Below are 23903 nucleotides of genomic sequence, written 5' to 3'. Positions count from 1 at the left end.
ACTCTCGCCGGGAAGGTTGCGTAGACGCAAACGAAAGTTCCGCGTCGACATTCACACCTTGTGATGAAGCATCCGAATTGGAACTTACTTCAGAGTCAGTTTACTGATACCGTCTCCGAACGTGACCTGGAGCACTTCGAGCATCCGAGTGTGACCGAAGAAACCCGACCAGAACGATTCGGCCGGAAAGGGGGATGACGTGAGCACCGAAATTGAAACCACCGGAGACGACCCCGAGGTCGGAACAATCGGGGACGCACCACCTGCCTCCCCTGCCAAGACGAATATGTTCTCGAACCTGCTCTCCGAGATCGGACTGCTGTTCACCTTCACCGTGCGCGTGTGCGTTGCTGCGGTCACGACCCTGCGACGCAGGCGCCTCGCCTGGCGTGAAGCACTCGACCAGATGTGGTTTCTCGCCCATGTCACCTCGGTCGCGTCGGCGTTGGTGATGATTCCCCTCGGTGTGGGAGTAGCACTGCAAATCGGTGCGCTGGCAGATCAAATCGGCGCGGGTGCGTACAGCGGTGCCGTCGTCGCGTTTCTCATCATCGGACAGGCCGGACCGCTGGTGTGCGCCCTGATCATCGCCGGCGTCGGCGGTTCCGCGATCTGCGCAGACCTGGGAGCGCGAACGATCCGCGAAGAAATCGACGCCCTCGAAGTGCTGGGTCTACCCGTGCTCGAACGCCTGGTCGTGCCCCGGATGATCGCGATCGCGATCGTCTGCCTCCTACTGAATTCGATAGTCCTCGTAATCGGTTTGGGCGCAAGCCTCTTCGTTCACGTCCTGATACTCGACGGCAACGCACAGAGCTTCCTCCGCAATCTCGTTCAATTCAGTCAACCCAGCGACTTCGTCGTCTCCGGCATCAAAGCCGTTGCCTTTGCTCTCATCTCGGGAATCGTGGCCTGCTACAAGGGCTTGACCGTCAAGCGTGGAGCCCAAGGCGTCGGCGATGCCGTCAACGAGACCGTGGTGCTCTCGTTTGTCCTCGTGTTCGTCGCCAACCTCGCGATCACCCAGTTCTACCCGCTGTTCGTCTCGGTGAAAGGCGCCTACTGATGCACCTTCCCATCGCAATTCGTGCCAAGCGGGTCAGTTCGCGAACCGTCGACGGGTTGAGTCGACTCGGCGATCAGTTCACCTTCCACGCGCGCGTGATCACCTCGATTCCGGCAACCCTGCAGCGCTACTGGCGTGAAGTGGCCCGTCTGGTCGCGCAGGTGGCATTCGGTTCGGGCACCCTGCTCGCCGGCGGCGGCAGCGTCGTCGTCATCTTCGCGATCTCGTTCTTCGCCGGTTCCCAGATCGGACTCGAGGGCTACCGCGGGCTCAACCTCGTCGGCCTCGCTCCACTGTCGGGGGTGATGTCCGCCATCGCGAACACTCGCGAGGTCGCACCGCTCGTTGCCGCAATCACCTTGGCAGCCAAAGTCGGAACCGGATTCACCGCGCAACTCGGCGCCATGCGGATCTCCGAGGAAATCGACGCACTCGAGGTCATGGCGATTCCCTCACTGCGGTATCTGGTCACCACCCGAATGATCGCGGCACTGATCGCGGTGGTCCCGCTGTACCTCGTCGGCCTGTTTGCCTCGTACATGGCAACGGCGCTTGCGGTGATCCGGGTCAAGGGACAGTCCGAGGGAACGTATGGGTACTACTTCAGTCTTTTCCTCTCCCCCAACGACATCTGGCTGTCACTGATAAAAGTGATGGTGTTCGCAGTCGTGGTGACCCTCGTGCACTGCTACTACGGTTACACCGCCACAGGTGGCCCCGAAGGCGTCGGACGAGCCGCCGGGCGAGCCTTGCGCACCAGCATCGTCTTCCTTGCTTTCACCGACGTCGCGATGACCATTGCGCTGTGGGGACTCAAGCCTCAAGTACCCGGGTTGACCGGATGATCGTCACGAACACCAGCCGAATCACGCTGGCACTGCGGGGTTTACTTGCCGTCGTCTTGCTGATCATCGCCTACGTCTTCCTGTTCAGCAGGGGAACGGACACGTTCGGTTCCACACCTCAGGTCAGCGCTGTCGTCCCCGCCGCCGCCGGTGCGCTGCGCGTCGGATCGTCTGTTCAGTACCGCGGCGTCGTAGTCGGAACGGTAGCCGACATCGAGCCGGGCACCACCGCGTCCACCGTCTCACTCGCAATCGACGAGGGTGCGTTCGAGGACATACCGTCGACGAGTCAGGTGAGGCTGATGCCCCGCAACATCTTCGGCGACTTCTTCGTAGACCTGATTCAACCCGACGGACTCTCCCGTGGCCCTGCTCTCGCGCCGGGTACGGAGTTGGTATCGGATCAGTCCGAGGTCGCGGTCCAGCTCTACCAATCGATCTCGCGGATCTACTCGCTCGTTTCTTCCCTCGACCCCGCCGACATCAACGTCGCGCTCACGGCAGTCTCGGACGCGATGAGCGGCAAGGGAACCCAGATCGGTGAATCTCTCGATTCAGTTCACCACGCCTTGGTCGGTGCGCAGCCCGTCATCGACGGGCTCGGTGACGACCTCGACGACATAGCCACCCTCGCCGACAGTCTCTCGTCGAGTGCGCCGGACATGCTCGCCGCATTCGAGAACTCCATCACCACATCCAAAACCGTCGTCGAGAAATCCGACGGATTGGCGGCGCTTCTGCGAGCCGGTACCAGCACGGGCTCTGCTGCCGCGACTGTGATCGGTGACAATCGTGACCGCATGATCACCGTGATCGACGACGCCGATTCCCTCACCGGCGCAATCACTTCACGACCCGACCACATCACAACCTTCTACACCGGCCTGCGCAATCTCACGATCAAGCTTCCGCCCGCGTTGACACACGGGCCATGGCTGAGCACCGACCTGCGGCTGTCCGTCACAGATCTGTATCCGTACGGCAAAACCGACTGCCCACAATACGACGCGGCCCGCGGCCCCAACTGCCCTGCCGCCGCTGCCGCGTTCGGTGGAACCGTCGGACCGGTCGGCAGTCCCGTCGAACAGTCTCTGATCGCAGCTCTCACCCAAGGCGGTACAGCGTTGGACACTCTGGTGGCCGGACCGGTACTTCGTGGCACGACGGTGGTGGGCGAATGAGCGTGAAGAAGTCTCTGATCAGATTCGGAGTGTTTGCCGCACTGTCGATTCTCGCCACCGTGATCGTGGTGAGCACCCTGATCAACCCCGTCTCCGGGCCGAGTTCGCAGTACCAGGCCGTCTTCGTCAATGCCTCCGGTCTGGTCACGGGCAGTGACGTACAGATCGCCGGGGTCCGAGTCGGGCGCGTCGAGAGCGTCGAGTTGGTGAACAATCAAGCCGTCGTCGGTTTCGAACTCGAATCCACACAACGCATTCCAACCGACGGTCGAGCGGTGGTGAGGTATGCGGATCTGTTGGGGGCACGAACGATTTCGATCGAATCAGACCCACACGAACGAGCAACCGGCAACTACCTCTCCCCCGGGGCCACCATTCCGGTGGAACGGACTCAGCCGGCGATCGACCTCACCGACATCCTCGGTGGCTTCCGTCCACTGTTCGACGCACTCGACCCCGCAGAAGTCAACGAGCTTGCCGGACACGTCGTGCAGGTATTCCAAGGACAAGGTTCCACCATCGAGAGCCTGCTCGAGCGCACCGTTGCCGTCACCGAGAACTTGACGTCCCGCGACGCGATCCTGGACCAGCTACTGACCAACCTCGACCGGGTACTGACCGTCACCACGACGAATCGACCCAACTTCGTCGAGATGATCACCACCCTCGACACACTGGTCGGCGGTTTGGCACAGGACCGCCAACAGATCTCGGCCGCAGTGGATTCCGCAGGCGCCCTGACCTCTTCCCTTCAGGACTTGGTCACGCGGGTCGAGCCTGACTTGGCGGGCACACTGACCTCCATCGATCAGTCGGCCCGCGCCGTCGTCGACAATCGCGACTCGCTCGCGACAGGTATCACCGCCTTCGATCAACTGTTCACTCAGTTGGGAATCGCAATGAGCTACGGCAGTTGGGCGAACATCTACATCTGCAACTTTCGACTCAGTGCGCTGGGTCAATCGGTGGCACTGGGTGGTCCCGAGCGCTCGGCGGTGTGTCGATGAACTGGCTCACCGTCAAGAACCCGGTCCGCAACGGAATCATCTGCATTCTCGTCGGAGTCGGAGTCGTTCTGGCCGCACTTGTTGTCCCTCAACTGATCTTGAAGGTCAAGACCAACGAGTACCACGCCGTATTTGCCAACGCCACCGGGTTGACGCGAGACGATCCGGTCAACGTCGCAGGAGTTCCGAGCGGGGTAGTCACGTCGTTGGCGGTCAGCGGCAACTCCGTTGACGTCACCTTCCGACTCGACGACGGCGTCACTCTCGGCGAAGACTCGCGTGCGGACATCAAGATCTCGACTCTGCTCGGCCGACGCTCGCTCGACATCACCCCGAACGGATCGCGCTCCTTGCCCGCAGGTTCGACCATCCCCATCACGAACACCAGTGTTCCGTTCACTCTCGACGACCTCGGACGCAGCGCACAATCCACGTCGGAAAACCTTGATCTGCAACAACTGCGAAACATGCTGACCGTGGTCTCCGACAACTCACCGAACGATCCCGAACTCATCCGCCGCTCACTCGAGGGAATCGACGCACTCTCCGGGGTCGTCAACGACAATGACAATGCACTGCGCTCCCTTCTCACCGGGGCGCAGCAGACCACGACAACCCTGATCGAGCAGAAGGACACTCTGCAAACCCTTCTGGGAAATGCAGATCTGGTGATGGCCACGATCGCCGACCGGCGAGACGTGTTGAATGCCCTTGTACAAGACCTGAATCAGTTGAGTACCACCATTGCCCAGTTCCTCGGTGACAACCAGGCTTTGGTCGACTCGGTCATGGGAGACATCCACGAGGTGACGGGAGTTCTGTCCGAGAACGAACAATCGCTGACCACGCTGCTCGACAACTTCGCGCCCAGCGTCCGCTACGTCACCAACGCGACCGGCAACGGCAACTGGCTCGATCTCAACTCACCCTCCACGCTCATCCCGGACAACTGGTTGTGCGTCGTAGGGCTTGTTCAGGGGTGCCGATGACCACGACCGTCAAGAAACTTGCTGCTCTGGCCGCAATAGTGATCTGCGCGATCGGCGCGATCCTGTTCGTCACGCGTGACGAGCACCGACTCACTCTCACTGCCGAATTCACTTCCACCGATGCCATCTTCACCGGCAACACGGTGACAATTCTGGGAGTTCCCAGCGGGAGAGTCGAGAGCGTCACACCGGACGGGCCCCGGGTACGGGTGACACTGAGCCTGCCACCGGGAACACGCGTGCCAGCCGACGCGCAGGCCTGGGTCCTCTCTCCTTCGGTCATCAGTGACCGCACGATCGAACTCGGCCCCGGCTACGAAGACGGTGAGTTCCTCACCAACGGCGCGGTGATCCCTCTCGAACGCACTCACTCTCCTCTGACGTGGGACCAGCTCACTGCTTCGGTGAACGAACTGACGGTCGCGCTCGGCCCTGGCGCCGACGGCGGTGGGATTGGTGACCTCATCGGAGAAGGCGCCCACGCGGTGGACGGCAACGGGCAAGCATTTCACGATGCCGTGCAGTCCATCTCACAGGCAAGTTCGGTGCTGGCGGGTGCAAGTCCTGACATCTCCGAGCTGGTGAGGAACCTGAACACCCTCGTGCAGTTGATCGCGGACAACCAGACCCAGGTCGATTCGCTGTCGAACTCGGTGACAGTGACCGCCCGCACGTTCAGCGAACAACGCGAAGACATCAGCGGGGCGCTCGATTCCCTGACCACATTGCTCGGACAGGTCTCGGCGCTACTCGCCGAACACGGCGAGAGGGTCACCGCCGACCTGGGTGCGCTCGCACAGTTGACCGGAGCAGTAGCGACCAAGCAGGACCAACTGCGCGAGATCATCGAAACGGCACCAACGGGATTCGAGAATGTCGCCAACCTCGTCACCGAAGACGGCAGAGCACGCGGCCGCTTGGACATCGCCACCGATCTCTCACAGTTCGACACGACACGAGCACTGTGCGAGAAGATGCCGATTCCACTGTGCACCGGGCCGGGAATCGTCAATCCCATCGAATTCCCTTCCGCAGGCAGTTCCGAGCTGGCACGCATCCTGGGTGGAGGCAACTGATGGCGTCGAACAGGTCCGTGGCGAGCATTGTTGTGGCACTTGCCATCGCAGCGCCCTTGACTGGCTGCAGTCTCAACTTCCAGCATCTCCCCCTCGGTCGCGGACTGCCAGGACAGTCGTACCCGTTGAACATGGAGTTCGACGACGCGTCACTACTTCCCGTCGGCGGCGAGGTACGGATCGGGCAGGCTGTCGTCGGCAAAGTCACCTCGATGAGCGCGGAAACCTTTGCCGCCGTCGTCCATACCGACATCGAGTCCGATATCGAACTACCCATCGGAACCCGCGCCCGAATCGAGCTGTCAACCCCGATCGGCGATGCATTCGTCAACCTCGAAGTTCCGGCCGATGCGACCGGCCCCGTCCTCGAACCAGGTTCCACCATCAAGCGATCGGAGACCGTGCGCGGGCCCGACGTCGCACAACTACTCGGCGCCGTCGGAACTCTGTTGAACGGCAGCGGGTTGGCGCAGGTCAAGAACATCGTCAGCGAGGCTGATCAGATTCTCGACGGCAGGGACGAGACGATCCGCGATCTGCTTGCGCGCCTTGACGCTTTTCTCGGAACACTCGAAAACCGAAAAGAATCGATCAACTCGGCCCTGGACTCACTGAATCGGCTCAGCGCCTTGATCGGTGACGAAAGCGCCACCATCGACGAAGGGTTGCGCGCACTGACCCCTGCCTTGGGTGTTGTCTCCGACCAACGACAACCACTGCTGGACCTTCTCGATGAGACCGACAGGCTCAGTACCGCAACCAATTCCGTCCTCGATCAATCGGCCGACCAGATTTCCGACATCACCGATCGACTCTCACCCATCCTCGACCAGTTCTCGGCGATGGGCCCGACACTGGGTGAGACGATGACCAACCTGGACAACGCGAGAGTGCTCCTCGAACGCGCCAGCCCCGGTGACTACGTGAACATCGACCTCGACGTCGATCTCGAGGGAACAGTGACCGGAGTGCTCAACGAGATCATTCCCGGTGCCGCACCGCCACTGCCGCCTCTGCCGGCCTCCGACCGGGAGCTGCCGATCACGACACCCCTGCAAGGAGGCGCGCGATGAAGAACCGAACCGTCTATTTCGAGATCGTGGCCTTCCTCCTCATCGCGGTGATCAGCACGACGTACGTACTCCGGCAAGTAGGTGCCGGAGATCCGTTCACCGGAACCTACTCGGTCACCGTCGAATTGGAGAACGCGGCCGGAATCGCACCAGGTTCGGAAGTGGCATACCGCGGAGTCACCGTCGGCGACGTCGAGTCGGTGCAGGTGGACTCCGCCCGGGACCTCGTCGTGATGACGTTGAGCATCGCCGCCGACCAACAGATCCCCAACGATTCGCATGCGGCCATCAGCCAGGACACCGCAGTTCCGGTACTGAAAGTTCAGTTGTCCTCGCAGACCGACGGCGGTCCCTACCTCGCCGAAGGTTCGGTGGTTCCGGCTGACCGCACGTCGATCCCGGTCGCGTTGGGAACCGTCATCGCGAATTTCAACGCTGCTGCCGACACCGTCGATCCGGCAGACCTGCGGACCCTCTCGCACGAACTCGGTGAGGGATTGAACGGATCGGGTCCGGATCTACAGGCTCTCGTCGACAACTTCGACGTACTCGCGCGCACTGTCCGAGCCGATCAACCGCAAGTCAACACACTCGTACAGAATTCGCGTTCACTCTTCGCCGCGAACGAAGACAACGTCGATGCTCTTCCCGAAGTTGCACTCACACTTCGCCAATTGACAGATCAGGTACGAAACTCCGATCCGCAACTGCGCACACTCCTCGATCGAAGCCCGAGCGTTCTCGACAATCAGATACTCCCTCTCATCGAGCAGAGCCGTGAACCGTTCAGTCTGCTGTTGGCCAATTCCCTCGTCTCCACCCAGATCGTCACCGCACGGATGCCCGCCGTCGACGCCCTGTTGGTGGTGGTCCCGAAAGGTTTCGAAAAGTTCGGAAGCATCGTCAAAGACGGACGCGCGCAACTTGATCTGATCACAGCACTCGGTCCGGTCTGCCTCTACGACACACCCCGGCGATCGGTACAGGACACCTCACCGACCACAATCGACAAGAACCAACACTGCACGGACCAGTCGGGTCGCATCCAGAACCGAGGTTCGCAGAACATCCCCACCGCAACCGGAGCAAACACTGGAACGATCGACGGGGTCGCGCAATACGATCCTGCCGTCGGCACAGTCGCGACCGGGGACGGAACATCGATTCGCCTGGGCCTCAACGGTGGTCAGAACACCGTTCTCGGTGACAACTCGTTTGCCGCACTACTAGTTCAAGGAACGCAATGACCGAGACAGCTGAACCCCAGACACTCGAGCCCCAAACACCCGCAATCGTCGACAAGCCCAAGCGGTTTCGCAAGCAGACCGTAGTGATCATTGCCGGCGTCCTGGTCCTCGTCGCTGCGCTCGGATGGGGTGCATTCGCGACCTGGCAGAAATCCGTCGACGACGACGCCCGCACCAGCGCACTGGAGAGCGGCCGGCAATTCGCCACCGACCTCGCGACCTACAACTTCGAGAACCTCGATCAGAATCTCTCCGTGGTGCGAGACAACTCCGTCGGAGAGTTCGCCGGCCAGTACGCCCAAGTGGCAGCCAACCTGCAGAACATGATCGTGCAGTACCAAGCGACCTCGTCCGCTCAGATCATCTCAGCCGGGCTGGCGAGCAGTGACCGCGACAACGCCGAAGTACTCGTTTTCCTCGATCAAACGATCACCAACACCAACTCCCCCGATCCGAGGATCGACCGCAACCGCATGCAACTCTCACTGGTGCGCGAAGACGGCGAGTGGAAACTGAGCAACGTGCAGTTGTTGTGATCGGGAGGTCTGCCATCAGCAAGCGGCCGTATCGGCACGCAGCAGTATCGGAACGCGGCCGTATCGGAACGCGGCCGTATCGGAACGCGGCCGTGTCGGCGCCTGCCGATAAAGTGGCCTCCACAAGTCGACGTGTCCTTCGTCGGCCGGGAGCGCAGGTTCGAGGAGTGTGTCGGTAGCGGTGGCAGTGGAATCTTCGGTGCTGCTGAAGTGGTACTCCGATACGGCCCGTGACCTGCCGTGGCGACGTGAAGGCGTCAGTGCCTGGCAGATCCTGATGAGCGAGATCATGCTCCAGCAGACTCCGGTGGTGCGCGTTGCGCCCATCTGGGAAGAGTGGGTGGAGCGCTGGCCGGTTCCGTCGGCGATGGCGGCGTCCAGTCAGGCAGAAGTGCTTCGCGCGTGGGGCAAACTCGGTTACCCACGGCGCGCGTTACGCCTCCACGAATGCGCCGGCGTCCTGGCCGCCGAGCACGGTGACGTGGTGCCGCAAGACGTCGACACCCTGCTCTCGCTGCCGGGAATCGGTTCGTACACCGCCCGCGCCGTGGCGTGCTTCGCGTACGGACAGCGAGTACCGGTAGTGGACACCAACGTACGACGCGTAGTTGCGCGGGCCGTCCATGGCAATGCGGAACCTGGCAATCCATCCAACACGCGCGACCTCGCCGACGTCGCGGCACTACTGCCGAGGACGCGAGAGCGCGCCGCCACCTACAGCGCAGCTCTCATGGAACTCGGCGCACTGATCTGCACGGCGCGCACACCGAACTGCGAGAACTGCCCGTTGCCGAACTGCGCCTGGGTCGCGTCGGGCAAGCCTGCACACACCGGACCGCCCAAGAAAGTGCAGAAGTTCGCCGGCACCGATCGCCAGGTACGTGGAAAATTGATGGCCGTTCTGCGCGAGAGTCACCGTCCGGTCGAACGCGCACAACTGGACATCGTCTGGCCGACCGATCCTGGTCAGCGTGACCGCGCGTTGCATTCCCTGCTGGTCGACGGACTGGTCGAGCAGACCGATGACGGCCTGTTTGCGCTGGCGGGCGAGGGTACGGCTTAACCGACTCGCATCGGGTCGCATGCTGCTGCGGGTTCTGCGGTCTGGGGTGGTGCGACTTCAGGATCCGAACGCCGAAGTGCAGCGGGAACGACGGGTACAACCGGCTCGCAGGGCGGAAGGGTCAGAATCGGTAGTGCAGCGCCTGGCGGTGGCCCGCTGGTCGAGGTCGCACGCTCGGCGCCGACGTTCGGGCTGTCAGTGGACACCGCGTGCGACCCGTCCGGAGAGAGGGCGATCAGCAATCCCGTCAGCATGAGCAGAAGCGGCAGCACTATTGCCGCTGCCCACCGGATCCTGTTGACGGGCTGAACAGCCACGCCAGGCCGAACTTCATTTCCCCTCGCGGCCGCTACCAGCGCAGCGCCGATCGCCAGTTGTGTGCGCTCGCTCAGAAACAGGAAGCCGAGCCCGGCCAGTTCGGCGGCTTCGGCGCAGGGCTGCCTGGCCTCTTCCTTCACCAGCATCGCGACGAGCATCTTCGGAACTGGGTCTTGTTCGGCGACGAGCAGATCCAAAGTCGCAGCAAATGTCGAGCTGTCTGCAAGCAACTCGACGGTGTCGTAGCGGTGAGCCGAGTCCACGACGCCGGTACTCGGATCAATGGCCGCGATCACAGTCTCACTGCCGTCCGGCCAGAATGCGAGGATCGGCGAAACACCGTTCAGTGCGTCCACGGTCCGTAGGTAGGCAAGGCGAGCGTCCAGACCGTTGACCAACTCGACTTTCTCGAAAGTACTGGAAGACAACAAATCCGGGACAAGTTCGCGCACGTCCGTACGCTCGCACATCACCCCGACGACGGTGGGGCACAGGTTCGAGCGCAGGGCTCGGCTGGTGGCGACCTCGGCGGCGGAGGCGAGCGCGCGTGCCGACGCCTGCGCAGAGGGAAGAGTCCCGTCCGCACCCCACGGGTGACGGAACTCGTCGATCGAGCCGAGTAGCGGAGTGTCGGCATCTACGAGAGCGGTTGAAATAGAACTGTTTTCGAATACAACGCCCAGGCTTTCACGCACTGGATCCTCCATTGACTGTTACGGGGGTCGAGATCACTGCGGAGCTGTATCAGAACGTCAGGCCACTGACCGCCATTGCGCCTGGTTCCAGCACGACGTCCACCGGCGCTCGGCCCTCGACCGTGACGCGATACCCACCCGGGAGAAGTCCGACAAACGAGAAGCGACCTTCGAACGGTTTCACCGTCCGCGCTATCGCGTGGCCGCATTGATCGATACCGTCGATCGCCACTGCTTCCGATATTCCGGACGTCACCAGACCTGAGATCTGCCCGTTCGCCGCAACCGTATCCATCTGGACCGTCTGACCCTCGACAGAGTTCCCTTGCGGATCACACACTCCGGAAGTAGTCGACAGCCGCACAGTGACGTCACCTGACCGCACGCGCACCGCACCACGATCTGCAGTGACCACTGCCGCGATTGGTAGTCCGTCGACATCTTCCCGGTTGCCCGCAGACATCGTCACAGTTCGCGTGAAGTATCGATCCGCACCCAGATCCCCCACCAGGCACAATAACCCGACCTCGTCGACGCCCGAGCCGTCTCCGCAATAGTCCGGCACGGACGGCAGAGTGAAGCCTCGGGGTACCGGAAGTTGCACCACCACGTCCGAGAGCGGTTTGTCTCGAACACCGATGTCGAAGACGTACGTCACCGGATCACCTTCTCGGACAATGCCGTTCGACGGTCCGGAATCGAGCCCCGGGCCGTCAGTGGGATCGAAGGGCGGTGCGCCGTCGATCGCCGTCAACTCGACGGTGAAGGGAGCGAACTCTCCTTCGGCTGCCAAACGAACATCCGACTGTGTCGGGAGCACGCCGAGCACAGCAGCACCGACCACCAGAGCTCCGGTCACTACAACTACGCCAATGCCTCGTAGTCCTCGGCGCCACGCCCTCGGCCGGAATCCGACCGTAGCGGCCTTCGGCCACACCTCTGACAGACGAGTTCTCACGACGCTCCTTCGATGTCTGACTCTCGGGCCCCTGGCGGGCACTCTCGGCCGCATTTGGCGAATCCCGAGCTACGTTCCATAGAAGTCGATCGAGGGACTCGAAAGCCAATGGTGAAGGCGTGATTGTGTGGGTGAACTCCTCTCACCCAGGGTGAAGTCCCGGGTGAATTGCCCGGGATGGCACGCTCTGGATTCGCACCAGCTACGCTCCTCCCTGTAGATAGATGGATCGAGACAATCCGCCCAAACTCTCCATTTACCGCGGGGCGCGCAAGGAGAAAGGGGCCGCGTTGATGTTCGGGACGGACGGCCACGACTGGGCAGCTATTCCCGAAAGACGCACGATTGCCGTGTCGATTCCCCGGCAGGCTCTGTTCGCGAAACTCGACCGCCGCGCCGCTCTGACCATCGTCCGTGCACCGAACGGCTACGGAAAATCGTCATTGATCGCGTCGTGGCTACGCGCCAATCTGGCCTCCGAACGAATTCTCGTGTGGGTCTCGGCGCCACCTCCTTCATCGACACTCGCAACCTTCTGGGCACTGGTCCTGGAGCGAATTCACGCCGCCGGGATAGCATTACCCGACGCCGGTGATCTCGCCGATCCTTTCACCGCGATCATCAAATCCTTGAACGATCTGCCCCGCCCCGTGCTGCTCGTTTTGATCAGGCCGGACCTGGTGCCGGAACCGGAATTGGACGATCAATTGATCGAACTCCTCACTCGCTGCCACAATCTTGACCTCGTAGTGACGCTCTCAGGCTTCGGCATGTTCTCCGAGCCGTACCTTCTCGACACAGATCATGAGGTTGTCAGCGCGGGCGAGTTGTTGTTCACGGCAGCCGATACCGCCCACCTACTGGAACAGACAGACGCCCAGACGGCTGCGGGTGATGCAGAGAGAATCACATCTTTGACCGGCGGGCTTCCCGCGCTGGTCCGCGCCGCCGTTGCCGCAGTCGAAGAGGCCCCAGGCGTCGACAACCGCCGGCCGGTAATCGAAAAGAACATCGCGCAGGCGATAGACGACTACGTGACTGGTTCCGTCCTCACCATCGCCGAGCGCGTGAAGCAACACGAGTTCCTGCTCGCGATCACCTTTGCTCGATCGATCACCGTCGACATCGCCGCAGTCCTGTTCAAGTCCCAGCACCACGATGCTGCAGAGACCGTTCGCCGAATTCGGGCGAGACTGGTGACACTGGAGACTGCCGGATTACTCTCGCGTGCAGAAAGCGAGGCCGACGAGACCTGGGAATTGTCGCCCGCGATTCGGCAATCATTAATCGCGCGCCACACCCGCGCTGGAATCGAACCGTCGCAACGTCTTTCATTCCTTGCCCACAATCGACTCGACGGCGGTCATCACGCGTCGGCGCTGGACTACGCGATCGAGGCACAGAATTGGACCCTGGCAGTAGACATCGTCGAACAACATTGGGTGACGATGATCGTGAGCAGCTTGGACACGGTTCGCTCTGCACTTCAACGGATTCCGGTGGAGGCAGCCGACAAACACTCCGCTGTCGAGGCCGGCCGCGCCTTGTTCACCATGCATCCGAGCAAGCGCGCGAGTGTCGTCGACTCGCTGCCCGAATCGCCCGCCGAACTGTGGAAACTCGGTGCCGAGGCAGGGGCGAAAGACGCCCTCAGCATCGGCTGCGTCCAATCGATCAGGCTCAGGATGGCGGGCGAGTACGGACTCGCGGCAGAGACCACCAGGCGCCTGGCTCACCTCAGTCGTAGTGCGCTGGAGAACAACCCGGAATCCGTCAGCGCACAGCTCCCCCTCATGCGACTTCAATGGGCGATCAATTTTCAATTGAGCGGCAGACTCACCGAATCCACGATCAAAGCGCGAATGGCATACCACGGTGCTCTGTCTCAGGGAGTCGACTTCATCGCTCGCAACTCTGCCGGCAGTGCCGCGCTGAATTGGGCGCTGGCAGGTGAGCCGCGACAGGCCACTCATTGGTTCGAGCTCGAGCAGAAGCATCCGGACCCCGGAGGTTGGCTCGAACCTGTGGTCAAGATCGCCGGCTTGACGGCACGGGCTCTCACCGCTCTCGACATGCTCGACTTCGATGACGCGCGTATCGCATTGACCGAACTCGGCGTTCCGTCCGACACCGAGGAGCTGTGGGCGTTCGTCGTCTATGCGCACAGCCAATTCGCCCTGACTCAGGGCACTGCATCTTCCGCTCTGTCGTTGCTCCACAATGCGATTGAAGCGCATCCCATCCAGTACACGGCCACGTCTTTCGCGCTCCCTTTGTTGCAATCCGCCGAGATCGATCTCCTGCTCGCGCTCGGCGAGGGAAACAAGGCAGCAGCACTGGCCAAGGATATTGCCGATCCTGCAGCCAACCCGTGGACGCTCGCGTCCGTGGCACGTTTACGCCAACGGATCGGCCAGAACGAAGCCGCCGTGGCGCTGTGCCACCAGTTCGACTGGTCTGGCGAATCCTATCCACGGGCACAGATGGAATCGCTTCTGGTGCAGGCGGTTGCACACTCCGAATTGGGTGAGCCACGCCTCGCCGCTCAGGAATGGTCCAGAGCGTGCAGTATCGCCGACCAAACCGGACTTCTGCGTTCGTTCGCGACCATCGCATCGACAGACGTCGAGAAACTCGAATCGATGGCGAAGTCGAATTCGCGAGCACTCGCCGAATTCGCGAAAATGCCTCGGGCTGAATTATTTCCGGAATTCGTGCACATCGTGGAGCTGACCGAACGCGAACAGAAGGTCCTCTCACTCCTGGCGATCGGAATGGGGTCGGCCGCGATGGCGGACAAACTGTACGTCTCCGTCAACACCGTCAAGACTCAACTACGCACTCTCTACAAGAAGCTCGACGTACACAATCGAAACGAAGCGATCACGAAGGCACGCCAACTGCGCCTGCTGTAGTCCCGGATCGGATCTGATTCGGACTACATTCTGTAGACATGAGCACCGATACCTGCGTCTTCTGCAAGATCGTCGCACTGACCGAGCCGGCGATTCTCGTTCACGAGAGCGAGACGACTCTCGCATTTCTCGACGCCCGACCGGTGAGTCGCGGACACACTCTCGTGGTCCCCAAACGTCATGCAGAAAATCTCGATGCTCTCGAAAGCCATGAGGGCGCAGAGATGTTCCGCGTCGGGACGCTCATCGCCGGCGCTCTACGGCGCTGCGACATCGCCGCAGACGGCGTCAACTTCCTGGTCAACGACGGTCGCGCCGCGGGCCAGACCGTGTTCCACTCGCACCTGCACGTCGTCCCCCGCCATCGCGGCGACAAGGCGAAGTTCGCTGCCGGACTTCTGGCCAGACGAGCCGTCGAACTGGAGCAGGTGGGCTCGTCGATCCGCAGTCAGCTCACCGTCTGAAGGAACTCCGTCACGACGTCGCGGTAACGCTGCGGTTGATCGTCGTGGACCAGGTGACCGGCGTCGGCAATACGTACGTACCGGGTTTGCGGCCGCTCGGCCATCTCTCGCATCTGTCCTTCTGGGGTGATGGTGAACTCCCCCTCGATCAGCAAGGTCGGTGCCTCGATCGCCTTCCACTGATCCCAGAAGTGCCGCGTGCCCCACTCCTCCGAGATGTCGCGGAAGGTCGACACGTCGCCGTGCAGGTACCACCCGTCGTCGCGCCGGTCGAAGGAATCGAGAAAGTACTGGCCGGCGACGGGGCCGAAGAATTCCTTCATCGCGTCCTCGGAAGCAAACGGTTGCGGCCACGCCGAAATCATCTGCGCCCAATCCGCTGCGGTGCGTCCGCGAAAGTCCGGGGCCATGTCTTCGAGGACCAGGGCGCTCACCTTCTCGGGATGCGCAGCGGCGAAGCACCACGCGTGCAGAGCCCCCATCGAATGACCGATCACGATCATCGGACCGTCGATGGAGGTAACCGCCGATGTCAGGTCCTCGACGAATGCCTCGGTAGTCAGTTCCGCCGGCGCCGGTCTGCCGTGACCGGCAGCGTCGAAGGTGTAGACGTGGCCGAACTCGCGGATCCACGGCACATGGCGACGCCACGTTCGGGAGCTGCCCATGAGGCCGTGCAACAACAGAATCGGTTGTCCCGTTCCACCTTCGTCATGCAACACGAGTGTCACGGTACGCGGTGAAGGTACGCGGGTAATGTCGCTTGCATGGCAGTCGTGAAGATCAATGCAATCGAGGTCCCCGAGGGCGCCGGCCCCGAACTGGAGAAGCGCTTCGCAGCACGCGCTCACGCAGTCGAGAACTCCCCGGGCTTCCTCGGATTCCAGCTCCTCCGCCCCACCGCCGGCGAGAGCCGCTACTTCGTGGTGACGCAGTGGGAGTCCGAGCAGGCGTTCGCCGACTGGCGTGACGGCCCCGCCCGCGAAGCACACTCCGGCGAACGCGCGAAGCCTGTCGCTTCGGGTGCGTCGTTGCTCGAATTCGAAGTTGTCCTGGACGTAGCCGCCAAGAGCTGATCGCGAGCGATTGTGCCCGCACGTGCGGGCACAATCGACGGTCATCTCGGGTTCACGCGTTGACACGGAGCAGGCGGTAGTGCAAAAGTTCGCTTGTAAACGCGATGGTCCGACAGGAATCCGGTGCAAGCCCGGAGCGGTCGCGCCACTGTAATTCGAGGTGAAGTGCCTTTTTCGGTACGACTATTTCGACAGCCAGACACTTCGGCCATCGCATGGACCTAGGGGACGCGAAAATCCCAGGAGGCTTCGATGGCTCTCGCCTATTCTCCCGATACGTCGATCGATTCGACTCGTCTTGCTTTCCTCGCCGCTGCAGTCGTTCTGTTCGCGATGCTGGCTCTCTACCTGGTCGGATTCGACCAGGGCGCGATCTCTCGCACCGGCATGTACATGCATGAATTGATGCACGACGGACGCCACTTGATGGGCCTGCCGTGCCACTAGTCGACAATTTCACGAAGCTTCTCATTCGTGGATTGTTGGCTGGTTTGATCGCGGGCATTCTTGCCGGCGGTGTTGCATTCGTGCTGGGTGAACCGCACGTCAACGCTGCCATTGCGATCGAAGAAGCCAACAGTGCTGCTGGAGAACATGCCGGCGAAACTGCTGGGCATTCGCACGGTGACGAAGAAGAACCACTGGTGAGCCGCGACGGGCAGCGCGCCGGGTTGTTCCTGGCCACAGCGCTCGCCGGACTCGCCCTCGGCGCGATCTTCTCGGTCGTCGCCAATTACGCGCGACGACTCACCGGAATGTCCGGGCCGTTGTTGGCGATCACCATCGCCGTCGGCGGTTGGCTGGCCATCGAGGCTGTGCCGTTCTTCAAGTACCCGGCCAACCCGCCGGCCGTCGGAGATCCGGACACCATCAACCAGCGGACACTGCTGTGGCTGGCCGCCGTGATTCTCGGACTGCTGTCCGTCACTGCGGCGGCCGCGGCGGCAAAGGCAGTTTCCGGACACGAGTTCCTCAGTGTGCGCATCGCTGCTCCGGTGGCTGCGTTCCTGGTGATCGTCGCGATCGGTTACGTCTCGCTTCCCGGCATCAACGAGGTGGGTGAGGATTTCCCGGCAACTCTGCTGTGGGAGTTCCGACTTTCCTCGCTCGCCACGCAGGCGACGCTATGGCTCGTACTCGGATTGGCATTTGCCTTCCTCACCGAGCGCGCGACCAAGAACGCCGACGTGGCAAAGAAGTACGCCCTTCGCTGAAACTGCTGTGCGCCTTTATTAACCTCCCGCGGTTAATAAAGGCGCACAGCAGTTTTTTCAGCTCAGATGATGCACTTCCTGCAGCCCGTACACCGGCGTCGGAATGCCCTCGTAGCGCGCCTTCAACTGCAGCGCGAGGTACAGCGAGTAGTGCCGCGACTGATGCAGATTGCCGCCGTGGAACCAGAGCGCTTCCTGCTGCGTCGGCTTCCACATGTTGCGCTGCTCGCCTTCCCACGGTCCCGGATCCTTGGTCGTGTTCGAGCCGAGGCCCCACACCTTTCCGACCTTGTCCGCGGTGTCCTGCCCGATCAGATCCGCCACCCAGCCGTTCATCGAGCCGTAGCCGGTCGCGTAGACCACCACGTCGGCGGGCAATTCCGTACCGTCTTCGAGGATCACGCTGTTCTCGGTCAGCTCACGAATGTTGCCGTGCGCGAGCTTGATGTCCCCGTTGGCAACCAGTTCGGCCGCACCGACGTCGATGTAGTAACCCGAGCCGCGTCGTAGGTACTTCATGAACAGGCCCGAACCGTCGTCGCCCCAGTCGTGCTCGAAGCCCGCCTTCTCGAGGCGATCGTAGAAGTCCTTGTCGCGCTCACGGATTGCGTCGTACACCGGGATCTGGAACTCGTGCATGATCCGGTACGGCAGCGAACCGAACGTGAGATCGGCCTTGTGCGTCGTCATGCCCGCAGCGAGGGCGCGCTCCGAATACAGATCGCCCAAGCCCAGATCCATCAGCGAATCCGACTTCACGATGTGCGTCGAGCTGCGCTGCACCATGGTGACGTCGATGCCGTTCTCCCACAGAGCGCCGCAGATGTCGTGCGAGGAATTGTTGGCCCCGATCACGACGACCTTCTTGCCCACGTACTGATCCGGTCCGGGGTGCTTGCTCGAGTGGTGCTGATCGCCGAGGAACTTGTCCTGGCCGGGGAACGTCGGAACGTTGGCCTTGCCGGACATACCGGTCGCCATCACCAACTGCTTGGGACGCAACGTCAGCTTCTCGCCGTTGCGGTCGACCTCGACGGTCCATTCCTGCGTCTTCTCGTCGAACGACGCGGAGGTGCAGGTCGTGGAACTCCAGTACGGAACCTCCATGACCTTGGTGTACATCTCGAGCCAGTCACCGATCTTGTCCTTGGGCGCGAACACCGGCCAGTTGTCGGGGAACGGCATGTAGGGCAGATGGTCGTACCAGACCGGATCGTGCAGGCACAGGGACTTGTAGCGTCCACGCCACTGATCGCCGGGTCGCTCGTGGCTGTCGATCACGATGGCCGGAACTCCGAGCTGACGCATCCGGGCGCCGAGCGCGATACCGCCCTGGCCGCCGCCGACGATCACGACGTACGGCTGTGTGGTGTAACCGAGTTCGCGGTCCTCGATCTCCTTCTGCTCAGCCCACGTGACGCGGTTCGGATCTGCACCGTGCTTCGCTCCCCGCGGCCGGCGAGTGCCCTTGCCTTCTTCGTGCCCCTTCAACTCCTGCAGCGACGTCAGCAGGGTCCAAGCGACATATTCCCCGGGTCGCTCCGCTCCTGCCCGCCGATCATCTCCCTTCAAACGAAGGTGCCCGTGCGCACGACCGGTTGCTGTCTCGAATTCGATCCAGGCCGACGTGACGCCGTCGGCTTCGTCGGGAGTCTCGGTGGTCCGAAATCCCGAAGGATCGGTGTCGTCGAGACGTTCGGAGAGCATGTCGGCGATCTGCTCGCGACCTTCGACGGTCTTGATGTTCCAGGTGAACGACACCAAGTCTCGCCAGAAGCTGTCGAGCGCGAACTTGCCTGCAATACGCTCGATGTCGCGAGCGGCGAGTGCCGACTCGAAGTCCGCCAGCCAGGCGTCGACGCGCTCCTGAGGTGTCACCGCCGTCAGCTTCACCTCGGGGGTGACTGCGGAATCGATGGTTTGCGTCATCACTTCTCCTTGTTTGTGAATGTGACACACAGCACATCTCATAAGTGGCCCCGGTCACAAGCGTTGCAGTCTGTTGCAATTCTTGGGCGCGGTACTGCCGCCCGATATCGGTTGCCCGCACCCTCGTGCGGGCAACCGGGTCACCCCTCGGCAGACTTCAGTTTCCCGAGTCCCAGCGACTGAAATCCCACGACGTAGAACAATGTCCACAGCACGGCCCAGTCCACGAAACCCAGTGCATTGCCGTGCAATCCGTCGACGACTGCCGGTTCGTGAAGGATGTGCTCTGCAGCAAAGCGGTAATAGAACAAGAAGGTCACCACCGCCAGCACAAACGTGAGCACTGCGCGGATCGCCAAGTTGACCCCGTCCGCAAAACCCGTCGGTTTGTTACCGAAGGCGTTGGCCCAGAAAATCATCCAGAAGGCCCAGCACACACCGAGCTGAGCCGGAAACTGATGGACCACGCCGCCCAACTCGGCAACGGCGTCGCTGCCCAACAGCGTCTTCACGACCGGCAGTGCCACGAAGTACAAGCCTGTTCCCAAGGCGAAGTTGCCGACAGTGGCTGCGAGTGCCGTCTTTCCGCCGCCGCCGAACAGTCTCCACGGCCAATTGTCGAGCGTCTGACCGGTCAGGATCACGACCACCACGACGCAGTAGAACCACCCGAGTACGGTGTCGACGGTCATCAACGGGTCGGTGGCAGAGAGCGACACGGACGGCAGGCCGAAGACGAAGTACAGCGCCAGCGTCGGAACGGCGACAAACGCGATCTCACACAATCCCACCAGCGGCTGCTTCATCCCCAGGGAAGTCCACGGCCAATGCTGCCAGTTCAGGACCACCATCACCCAGGTCCCGAAGCCGAAGAGCACGAACAACGCACCCGCGAAATAGCCGAGGCCGCCCTCACGATCGGCCGCGAAATCCGGGTACAAGCTCCCCAAGCCTTTTGCCAGGAGCCACGTCACCACGACGGCGAAGACCGCGGTCGCGACCATGATCGCCAGGCCCTTCGCCGGCTGCGGAAGTCGATCGAAGCCGGCGAACTCGCAGTTGAAGCCGATGAACACCACAAAGAGGATCGCCCAGAAAAGCGCCGCATTGAACGGCAAAGGGTAGAAATTCCACGGACTGGTGGTCGGATCGGCCAGAAGGTACCAACTCGCCACGGCCAGCACGAGAACGATCAGGAGGTTGGCGATCCCGAACCCGATCCAGCGGCGTGACGGCTGCCGACTCGGCGTCGCCGGTTCTGTGGGTGTGTCGACTGTAGCGGTCATGTTCCCTCTCCCAGATTGTCTCGCAAGATGATTCGCGAAGTGGTGGCGCAACTATGAAGCTGTTGCGCGGGGCACCGGGAGGGTTGCCGAGGGTTGCAAGCGATGTCCGATTTTCCGGAATTGCAACACAGTGCAACCCTTCCGCATTGTGGTCGCCGTCACATACAAATCACTCATCGGTTCCCAGGCAACCGGTTCACTGCTTACGAGGAGAAACTGCATGAGCATCACGGGCAAGGTAGTACTGGTCACCGGCGCCGGCCAAGGCATCGGACGCGGAATCGCACTCCGCCTCGCCCACGACGGCGCCGACATCGCATTGGTCGACCTCGACCAGACCAAGTTGGATGCGGTTGCCGACGAAATTCGACAGATCGGGCGTCGCACAACCACTTTTGTCGCCGACGTCAGCGATCGAGCGCAGGTCAACGCAGCCGTCGAACACGCACACCAGGAATTGGGCGGATTCGACGTCATCGTCAACAACGCGGGAATCGCTCTCGTCGGCCCGATCTCCGACGCGACGCCGGAAGAGGTCTCCAAGATCTGGAGCGTCAACGTCGACGGCGTCCTGTGGGGAATTCAGGCGGCAGCAGCAAAGTTCCAAGCACTGGGTCAGCGCGGAAAGATCATCAACGCGTCGTCCATCGCCGGCCACGACGGATTCGCCATGCTAGGTGTCTACAGCGCAACAAAATTCGCGGTCCGGGCACTCACACAGGCTGCGGCCAAGGAATACGCATCCGACGGAATCACCGTCAACGCGTACTGCCCCGGCGTTGTGGGAACCGACATGTGGGTGACGATCGACAAGAGATTCGCCGAACTGACCGGTGCGCCCGAGGGTGCCACCTACGAGAAGTTCGTCGGCGGAATTGCTCTGGGGCGCGCTGAAACCCCGGACGACGTAGCCGGTTTCGTCTCGTACCTTGCCGGGCCCGATTCCGACTACATGACCGGACAGGCCGGCTTGATCGACGGCGGCCTCGTCTACCGCTGAAGTGGTGTCTTCGCTGAAAACGGTGACTTCGCCGAAAAAGCGGTTGCCCGAGCCCGCGATGCCACCCGGCGAGGATCCTCGCGACTACGCGAGGACCCTCGCCGCGGTGTACGACGCGACGATGGCCGGAGACCGCGCACCGGCACGCCCCAGAGACGTGGTGCGCCAATCGTGGCAGCGCCTGCGTGAACTCGGTATCGACCCCGAGCACAACCGGGTCGAACCGTCCATGGACGTAGCCGAACTCGATCTCCGCCGCCGTGAGTCCGGACTGTACGACGTGCTCGACGACGTCACGCGTGGACTCGAATCGGTCACCGCAAGCGGCGAGAACATCATGGTCGTCGCGGATCTTCGTGGAACTGTGCTGTGGCGCAGCGGGTCCCATCGCGTACTGGATCAGGCTGCGCGGCTCGGGTTTGTCGAAGGCGCGAACTGGGCCGAGGACAGCGTCGGCACCAATGCCATCGGAACCGCATTGGTGTCACGGCAGGCGGTTCAGATCTTCTCGGCGGAACACTATGCGCGCAGCCATCATCCGTGGACCTGTGCGGGCGCACCCATCCGCGATCCGCGGGACGACCGTGTCATCGGCGTAGTCGACATCAGTGGCCCCGCCAAGACCGTCCACCCCACCACACTCGCTCTCGTCGACGCCGTCGCACGTCTTGCCCAATCACACCTGCGCGACAAGCATCGGGACAATCTCGATCAATTACGTTCTGTTGCAGGGCCGATGCTTGCACGGAGCGGATCACCTGCATTGGTGATCGATACGCATGGCTGGGTAGCGGCGGTCGACGCGCTACCCCATCGCTCGCGCGTGCTGCTCCCCGCAGCTTTGGCTCCCGGCAGGACGTGGTTCCCCGCCCTGGGCCTGTGCGAACTGGATCCGCTTCCCGGCGGGTGGCTGGTTCGGCCGATCACCACCGGCGAGAAGATCAGCGCGCCCACGGTGCATATCGATCTGCGCGATTCCGAGAACATGTCGGTGACCGTCACGTCGGGGTTGGGCGAATGGGCGTACTCCCCGACCCAGCGACATGCGGAGATTCTGTTCCTCCTCGGATCCGAGAGGCGCGGACTGACGGCATCTCGGTTGGCGCAGGATCTGTTCGGAGATCCGGCCCGCACGGTGACCGCGCGGGCCGAGATGTCGCGTCTGCGAAAGAACCTCGCCGGAGTTGTTGCGGCACAGCCGTACCGGTTCGTCGACGCAGCACAGGTCACGCTCTCCTGCCCCGACGACGGCGCACACCTGTTGCCGTTCTCGAACGCGCCGGCTGTTCGTGCCGCTCGCCTTACTCAGGCCGGTTCGGAGGCCTGAGTAAGCAACTGCAAGAACACCTCTTCGGGCTGCGCGCCGGATACCGCGACCGCACGGTTAGCAACGAAGAACGGAACACCGCTGACCTGGAGTTGGCGCGCCATGGACAGATCCTCGCGTACCGCCTCCGCGGCGGCATCGGAGTCGAGTTGCTCGCGCACGACATCGGCGTCGAGGCCAACGCTTACTGCCAGCTCGACCAGCACCTCACGGTCGTCGATCACCTTACCGTCGCTGAAGTGAGCCTTGAACAGCGCTTCGAGGAGTTCGTTCTGCCGCTCGCCCGCGAGATGCAGCAACCTGTGTGCATCAAAGGTGTTGGCGGCGATCACGGTTTCGAAGTCCAAGGTCAACCCGACCTCGGCTGCCGTCGCGCTGACCTGGGCGAACATCTGACGTACCTGATCAGGCGCCATACCCTTCATCTCGACCAGGGCGTCGAGTTCGGTGCGCCCTTCTCCCACCGGAGTCTCCGGAGCGAGCTGGTACGAACGCCAGATGACGTTGACGCGGTCCTTGTTCTCGAAACGATCCAGAGCCGAGAGGAACCTGGTCTTTCCGATGTAGCACCACGGACAAGCAACGTCCGACCACACTTCGATGGTCACGTCTTGGTCAATCACGATTTGATCAGTCAC

23 protein-coding genes and 1 riboswitch are annotated in these 23903 nt (G+C 62.1%); of the genes, 17 read left to right on the top strand and 6 right to left on the bottom strand.

Annotation, left to right across the window (positions count from 1 at the left end):
• Nucleotides 1-199 precede the first annotated feature (199 nt).
• The 10 genes from ACFT1A_RS18835 (at nt 200) to ACFT1A_RS18790 (ending at nt 10083) form a co-directional block, all read left to right on the top strand.
• Entirely contained in the window at nt 200-1066 is an 867-nt protein-coding gene (locus ACFT1A_RS18835) for an MlaE family ABC transporter permease (RefSeq protein ID WP_378448204.1), read from the top strand.
• Nucleotides 1066-1911 carry an MlaE family ABC transporter permease gene (locus ACFT1A_RS18830; RefSeq protein WP_378448203.1) on the top strand — a complete coding sequence of 282 codons (846 nt, stop codon included), beginning with the start codon at nt 1066-1068 and terminating at the stop codon, nt 1909-1911. The genes ACFT1A_RS18835 and ACFT1A_RS18830 overlap by 1 nt, the downstream gene beginning before the upstream one ends.
• On the top strand, nt 1908-3092 hold the full coding sequence (locus ACFT1A_RS18825) for an MCE family protein (RefSeq protein WP_378448202.1): 1185 nt from the start codon (nt 1908-1910) through the stop codon (nt 3090-3092). Before ACFT1A_RS18830 ends, ACFT1A_RS18825 begins: the two co-directional genes overlap by 4 nt.
• A complete protein-coding gene (locus ACFT1A_RS18820) occupies nt 3089-4099 on the top strand; it encodes an MCE family protein (protein WP_378448201.1) in 1011 nt (336 codons plus the stop codon). Before ACFT1A_RS18825 ends, ACFT1A_RS18820 begins: the two co-directional genes overlap by 4 nt.
• Complete coding sequence (locus tag ACFT1A_RS18815; RefSeq protein WP_378448200.1) at nt 4096-5088, top strand: MCE family protein; 993 nt, start codon at nt 4096-4098, stop codon at nt 5086-5088. Before ACFT1A_RS18820 ends, ACFT1A_RS18815 begins: the two co-directional genes overlap by 4 nt.
• The gene (locus ACFT1A_RS18810) at nt 5085-6164 is read left to right on the top strand and encodes an MCE family protein (RefSeq protein ID WP_378448199.1); all 1080 of its coding nucleotides are present in this window, start codon (nt 5085-5087) and stop codon (nt 6162-6164) included. Before ACFT1A_RS18815 ends, ACFT1A_RS18810 begins: the two co-directional genes overlap by 4 nt.
• Nucleotides 6164-7237, top strand: coding sequence for an MCE family protein (locus ACFT1A_RS18805; protein WP_378448198.1), 1074 nt, complete (start codon nt 6164-6166; stop codon nt 7235-7237). The genes ACFT1A_RS18810 and ACFT1A_RS18805 overlap by 1 nt, the downstream gene beginning before the upstream one ends.
• Entirely contained in the window at nt 7234-8484 is a 1251-nt protein-coding gene (locus tag ACFT1A_RS18800) for an MlaD family protein (RefSeq protein WP_378448197.1), read from the top strand. The genes ACFT1A_RS18805 and ACFT1A_RS18800 overlap by 4 nt, the downstream gene beginning before the upstream one ends.
• Nucleotides 8481-9020: a hypothetical protein gene (locus ACFT1A_RS18795; protein WP_378448196.1), complete on the top strand. Its 540-nt coding sequence runs from the start codon at nt 8481-8483 to the stop codon at nt 9018-9020. Before ACFT1A_RS18800 ends, ACFT1A_RS18795 begins: the two co-directional genes overlap by 4 nt.
• 181 nt (nt 9021-9201) lie before the next feature.
• Entirely contained in the window at nt 9202-10083 is an 882-nt protein-coding gene (locus ACFT1A_RS18790) for an A/G-specific adenine glycosylase (RefSeq protein WP_378448195.1), read from the top strand.
• On the opposite strand, the gene ACFT1A_RS18785 is transcribed toward ACFT1A_RS18790, so the two are convergent.
• Nucleotides 10080-11096, bottom strand: coding sequence for a hypothetical protein (locus ACFT1A_RS18785; protein WP_378448194.1), 1017 nt, complete (start codon nt 11094-11096; stop codon nt 10080-10082). The genes ACFT1A_RS18790 and ACFT1A_RS18785 overlap by 4 nt on opposite strands.
• A gap of 49 nt (nt 11097-11145) precedes the next feature.
• A complete protein-coding gene (locus ACFT1A_RS18780; RefSeq protein WP_378448193.1) occupies nt 11146-12054 on the bottom strand; it encodes a hypothetical protein in 909 nt (302 codons plus the stop codon).
• A gap of 224 nt (nt 12055-12278) precedes the next feature.
• On the opposite strand from ACFT1A_RS18780, the gene ACFT1A_RS18775 reads away from it, so the two are divergent.
• The gene (locus ACFT1A_RS18775; RefSeq protein ID WP_378448192.1) at nt 12279-14969 is read left to right on the top strand and encodes a LuxR C-terminal-related transcriptional regulator; all 2691 of its coding nucleotides are present in this window, start codon (nt 12279-12281) and stop codon (nt 14967-14969) included.
• Between the two features lie 38 nt (nt 14970-15007).
• Nucleotides 15008-15433, top strand: a complete 426-nt coding sequence (locus tag ACFT1A_RS18770) for an HIT domain-containing protein (RefSeq protein WP_317827590.1) — start codon at nt 15008-15010, stop codon at nt 15431-15433.
• On the opposite strand, the gene ACFT1A_RS18765 is transcribed toward ACFT1A_RS18770, so the two are convergent.
• Nucleotides 15418-16155, bottom strand: a complete 738-nt coding sequence (locus tag ACFT1A_RS18765; RefSeq protein WP_378448191.1) for an alpha/beta fold hydrolase — start codon at nt 16153-16155, stop codon at nt 15418-15420. The two genes, ACFT1A_RS18770 and ACFT1A_RS18765, sit on opposite strands and share 16 nt — an antisense overlap.
• A gap of 45 nt (nt 16156-16200) precedes the next feature.
• On the opposite strand from ACFT1A_RS18765, the gene mhuD reads away from it, so the two are divergent.
• The 3 genes from mhuD to ACFT1A_RS18750 all read left to right on the top strand — a co-directional run bounded on the left by mhuD (nt 16201) and on the right by ACFT1A_RS18750 (nt 17723).
• On the top strand, nt 16201-16509 hold the full coding sequence (gene mhuD / locus ACFT1A_RS18760) for a mycobilin-forming heme oxygenase MhuD (protein WP_007726927.1): 309 nt from the start codon (nt 16201-16203) through the stop codon (nt 16507-16509).
• Nucleotides 16510-16597: 88 nt separating this feature from the next.
• Nucleotides 16598-16737, top strand: a riboswitch (cobalamin riboswitch).
• A gap of 24 nt (nt 16738-16761) precedes the next feature.
• The gene (locus tag ACFT1A_RS18755; RefSeq protein WP_003945915.1) at nt 16762-16956 is read left to right on the top strand and encodes a CbtB domain-containing protein; all 195 of its coding nucleotides are present in this window, start codon (nt 16762-16764) and stop codon (nt 16954-16956) included.
• The gene (locus ACFT1A_RS18750) at nt 16947-17723 is read left to right on the top strand and encodes a CbtA family protein (protein ID WP_378448190.1); all 777 of its coding nucleotides are present in this window, start codon (nt 16947-16949) and stop codon (nt 17721-17723) included. The genes ACFT1A_RS18755 and ACFT1A_RS18750 overlap by 10 nt, the downstream gene beginning before the upstream one ends.
• Nucleotides 17724-17780: 57 nt before the next feature.
• On the opposite strand, the gene ACFT1A_RS18745 is transcribed toward ACFT1A_RS18750, so the two are convergent.
• A complete protein-coding gene (locus tag ACFT1A_RS18745; protein WP_378448189.1) occupies nt 17781-19652 on the bottom strand; it encodes an NAD(P)-binding domain-containing protein in 1872 nt (623 codons plus the stop codon).
• Nucleotides 19653-19792: 140 nt separating this feature from the next.
• A complete protein-coding gene (locus ACFT1A_RS18740; RefSeq protein ID WP_378448188.1) occupies nt 19793-20938 on the bottom strand; it encodes a hypothetical protein in 1146 nt (381 codons plus the stop codon).
• A gap of 220 nt (nt 20939-21158) precedes the next feature.
• On the opposite strand from ACFT1A_RS18740, the gene ACFT1A_RS18735 reads away from it, so the two are divergent.
• Nucleotides 21159-21938 carry an acetoin reductase gene (locus ACFT1A_RS18735; protein ID WP_378448187.1) on the top strand — a complete coding sequence of 260 codons (780 nt, stop codon included), beginning with the start codon at nt 21159-21161 and terminating at the stop codon, nt 21936-21938.
• Between the two features lie 58 nt (nt 21939-21996).
• Complete coding sequence (locus ACFT1A_RS18730) at nt 21997-23265, top strand: GAF domain-containing protein (protein WP_378448274.1); 1269 nt, start codon at nt 21997-21999, stop codon at nt 23263-23265.
• On the opposite strand, the gene ACFT1A_RS18725 is transcribed toward ACFT1A_RS18730, so the two are convergent.
• Nucleotides 23244-23888 (bottom strand): DsbA family protein, encoded by a 645-nt coding sequence (locus ACFT1A_RS18725; protein ID WP_378448186.1) that lies wholly within the window; start codon nt 23886-23888, stop codon nt 23244-23246. The two genes, ACFT1A_RS18730 and ACFT1A_RS18725, sit on opposite strands and share 22 nt — an antisense overlap.
• Nucleotides 23889-23903 lie beyond the last annotated feature (15 nt).

The sequence above is a fragment of the Rhodococcus sp. NPDC057135 genome (assembly GCF_042670865.1).
Classification (GTDB): domain Bacteria; phylum Actinomycetota; class Actinomycetes; order Mycobacteriales; family Mycobacteriaceae; genus Rhodococcus_F.
Note: the sequence above shows the minus strand (reverse complement) of the source record. Positions and strands in the feature narration are given on the sequence as shown.

Excerpts from the sequence above, each read along its gene's own strand:
- ACFT1A_RS18830 (WP_378448203.1), top strand. The coding sequence starts at position 1,066 with ATGCACCTTCCCATCGCAATTCGTGCCAAGCGGGTCAGTTCGCGAACC.
- ACFT1A_RS18825 (WP_378448202.1), top strand. The coding sequence starts at position 1,908 with ATGATCGTCACGAACACCAGCCGAATCACGCTGGCACTGCGGGGTTTA.
- ACFT1A_RS18820 (WP_378448201.1), top strand. The coding sequence starts at position 3,089 with ATGAGCGTGAAGAAGTCTCTGATCAGATTCGGAGTGTTTGCCGCACTG.
- ACFT1A_RS18815 (WP_378448200.1), top strand. The coding sequence starts at position 4,096 with ATGAACTGGCTCACCGTCAAGAACCCGGTCCGCAACGGAATCATCTGC.
- ACFT1A_RS18810 (WP_378448199.1), top strand. The coding sequence starts at position 5,085 with ATGACCACGACCGTCAAGAAACTTGCTGCTCTGGCCGCAATAGTGATC.
- ACFT1A_RS18805 (WP_378448198.1), top strand. The coding sequence starts at position 6,164 with ATGGCGTCGAACAGGTCCGTGGCGAGCATTGTTGTGGCACTTGCCATC.
- ACFT1A_RS18800 (WP_378448197.1), top strand. The coding sequence starts at position 7,234 with ATGAAGAACCGAACCGTCTATTTCGAGATCGTGGCCTTCCTCCTCATC.
- ACFT1A_RS18795 (WP_378448196.1), top strand. The coding sequence starts at position 8,481 with ATGACCGAGACAGCTGAACCCCAGACACTCGAGCCCCAAACACCCGCA.
- ACFT1A_RS18775 (WP_378448192.1), top strand. The coding sequence starts at position 12,279 with ATGGATCGAGACAATCCGCCCAAACTCTCCATTTACCGCGGGGCGCGC.
- ACFT1A_RS18770 (WP_317827590.1), top strand. The coding sequence starts at position 15,008 with ATGAGCACCGATACCTGCGTCTTCTGCAAGATCGTCGCACTGACCGAG.
- mhuD (WP_007726927.1), top strand. The coding sequence starts at position 16,201 with ATGGCAGTCGTGAAGATCAATGCAATCGAGGTCCCCGAGGGCGCCGGC.
- ACFT1A_RS18755 (WP_003945915.1), top strand. The coding sequence starts at position 16,762 with ATGGCTCTCGCCTATTCTCCCGATACGTCGATCGATTCGACTCGTCTT.
- ACFT1A_RS18745 (WP_378448189.1), bottom strand. The coding sequence starts at position 19,652 with ATGACGCAAACCATCGATTCCGCAGTCACCCCCGAGGTGAAGCTGACG.
- ACFT1A_RS18740 (WP_378448188.1), bottom strand. The coding sequence starts at position 20,938 with ATGACCGCTACAGTCGACACACCCACAGAACCGGCGACGCCGAGTCGG.
- ACFT1A_RS18735 (WP_378448187.1), top strand. The coding sequence starts at position 21,159 with ATGAGCATCACGGGCAAGGTAGTACTGGTCACCGGCGCCGGCCAAGGC.
- ACFT1A_RS18730 (WP_378448274.1), top strand. The coding sequence starts at position 21,997 with ATGCCACCCGGCGAGGATCCTCGCGACTACGCGAGGACCCTCGCCGCG.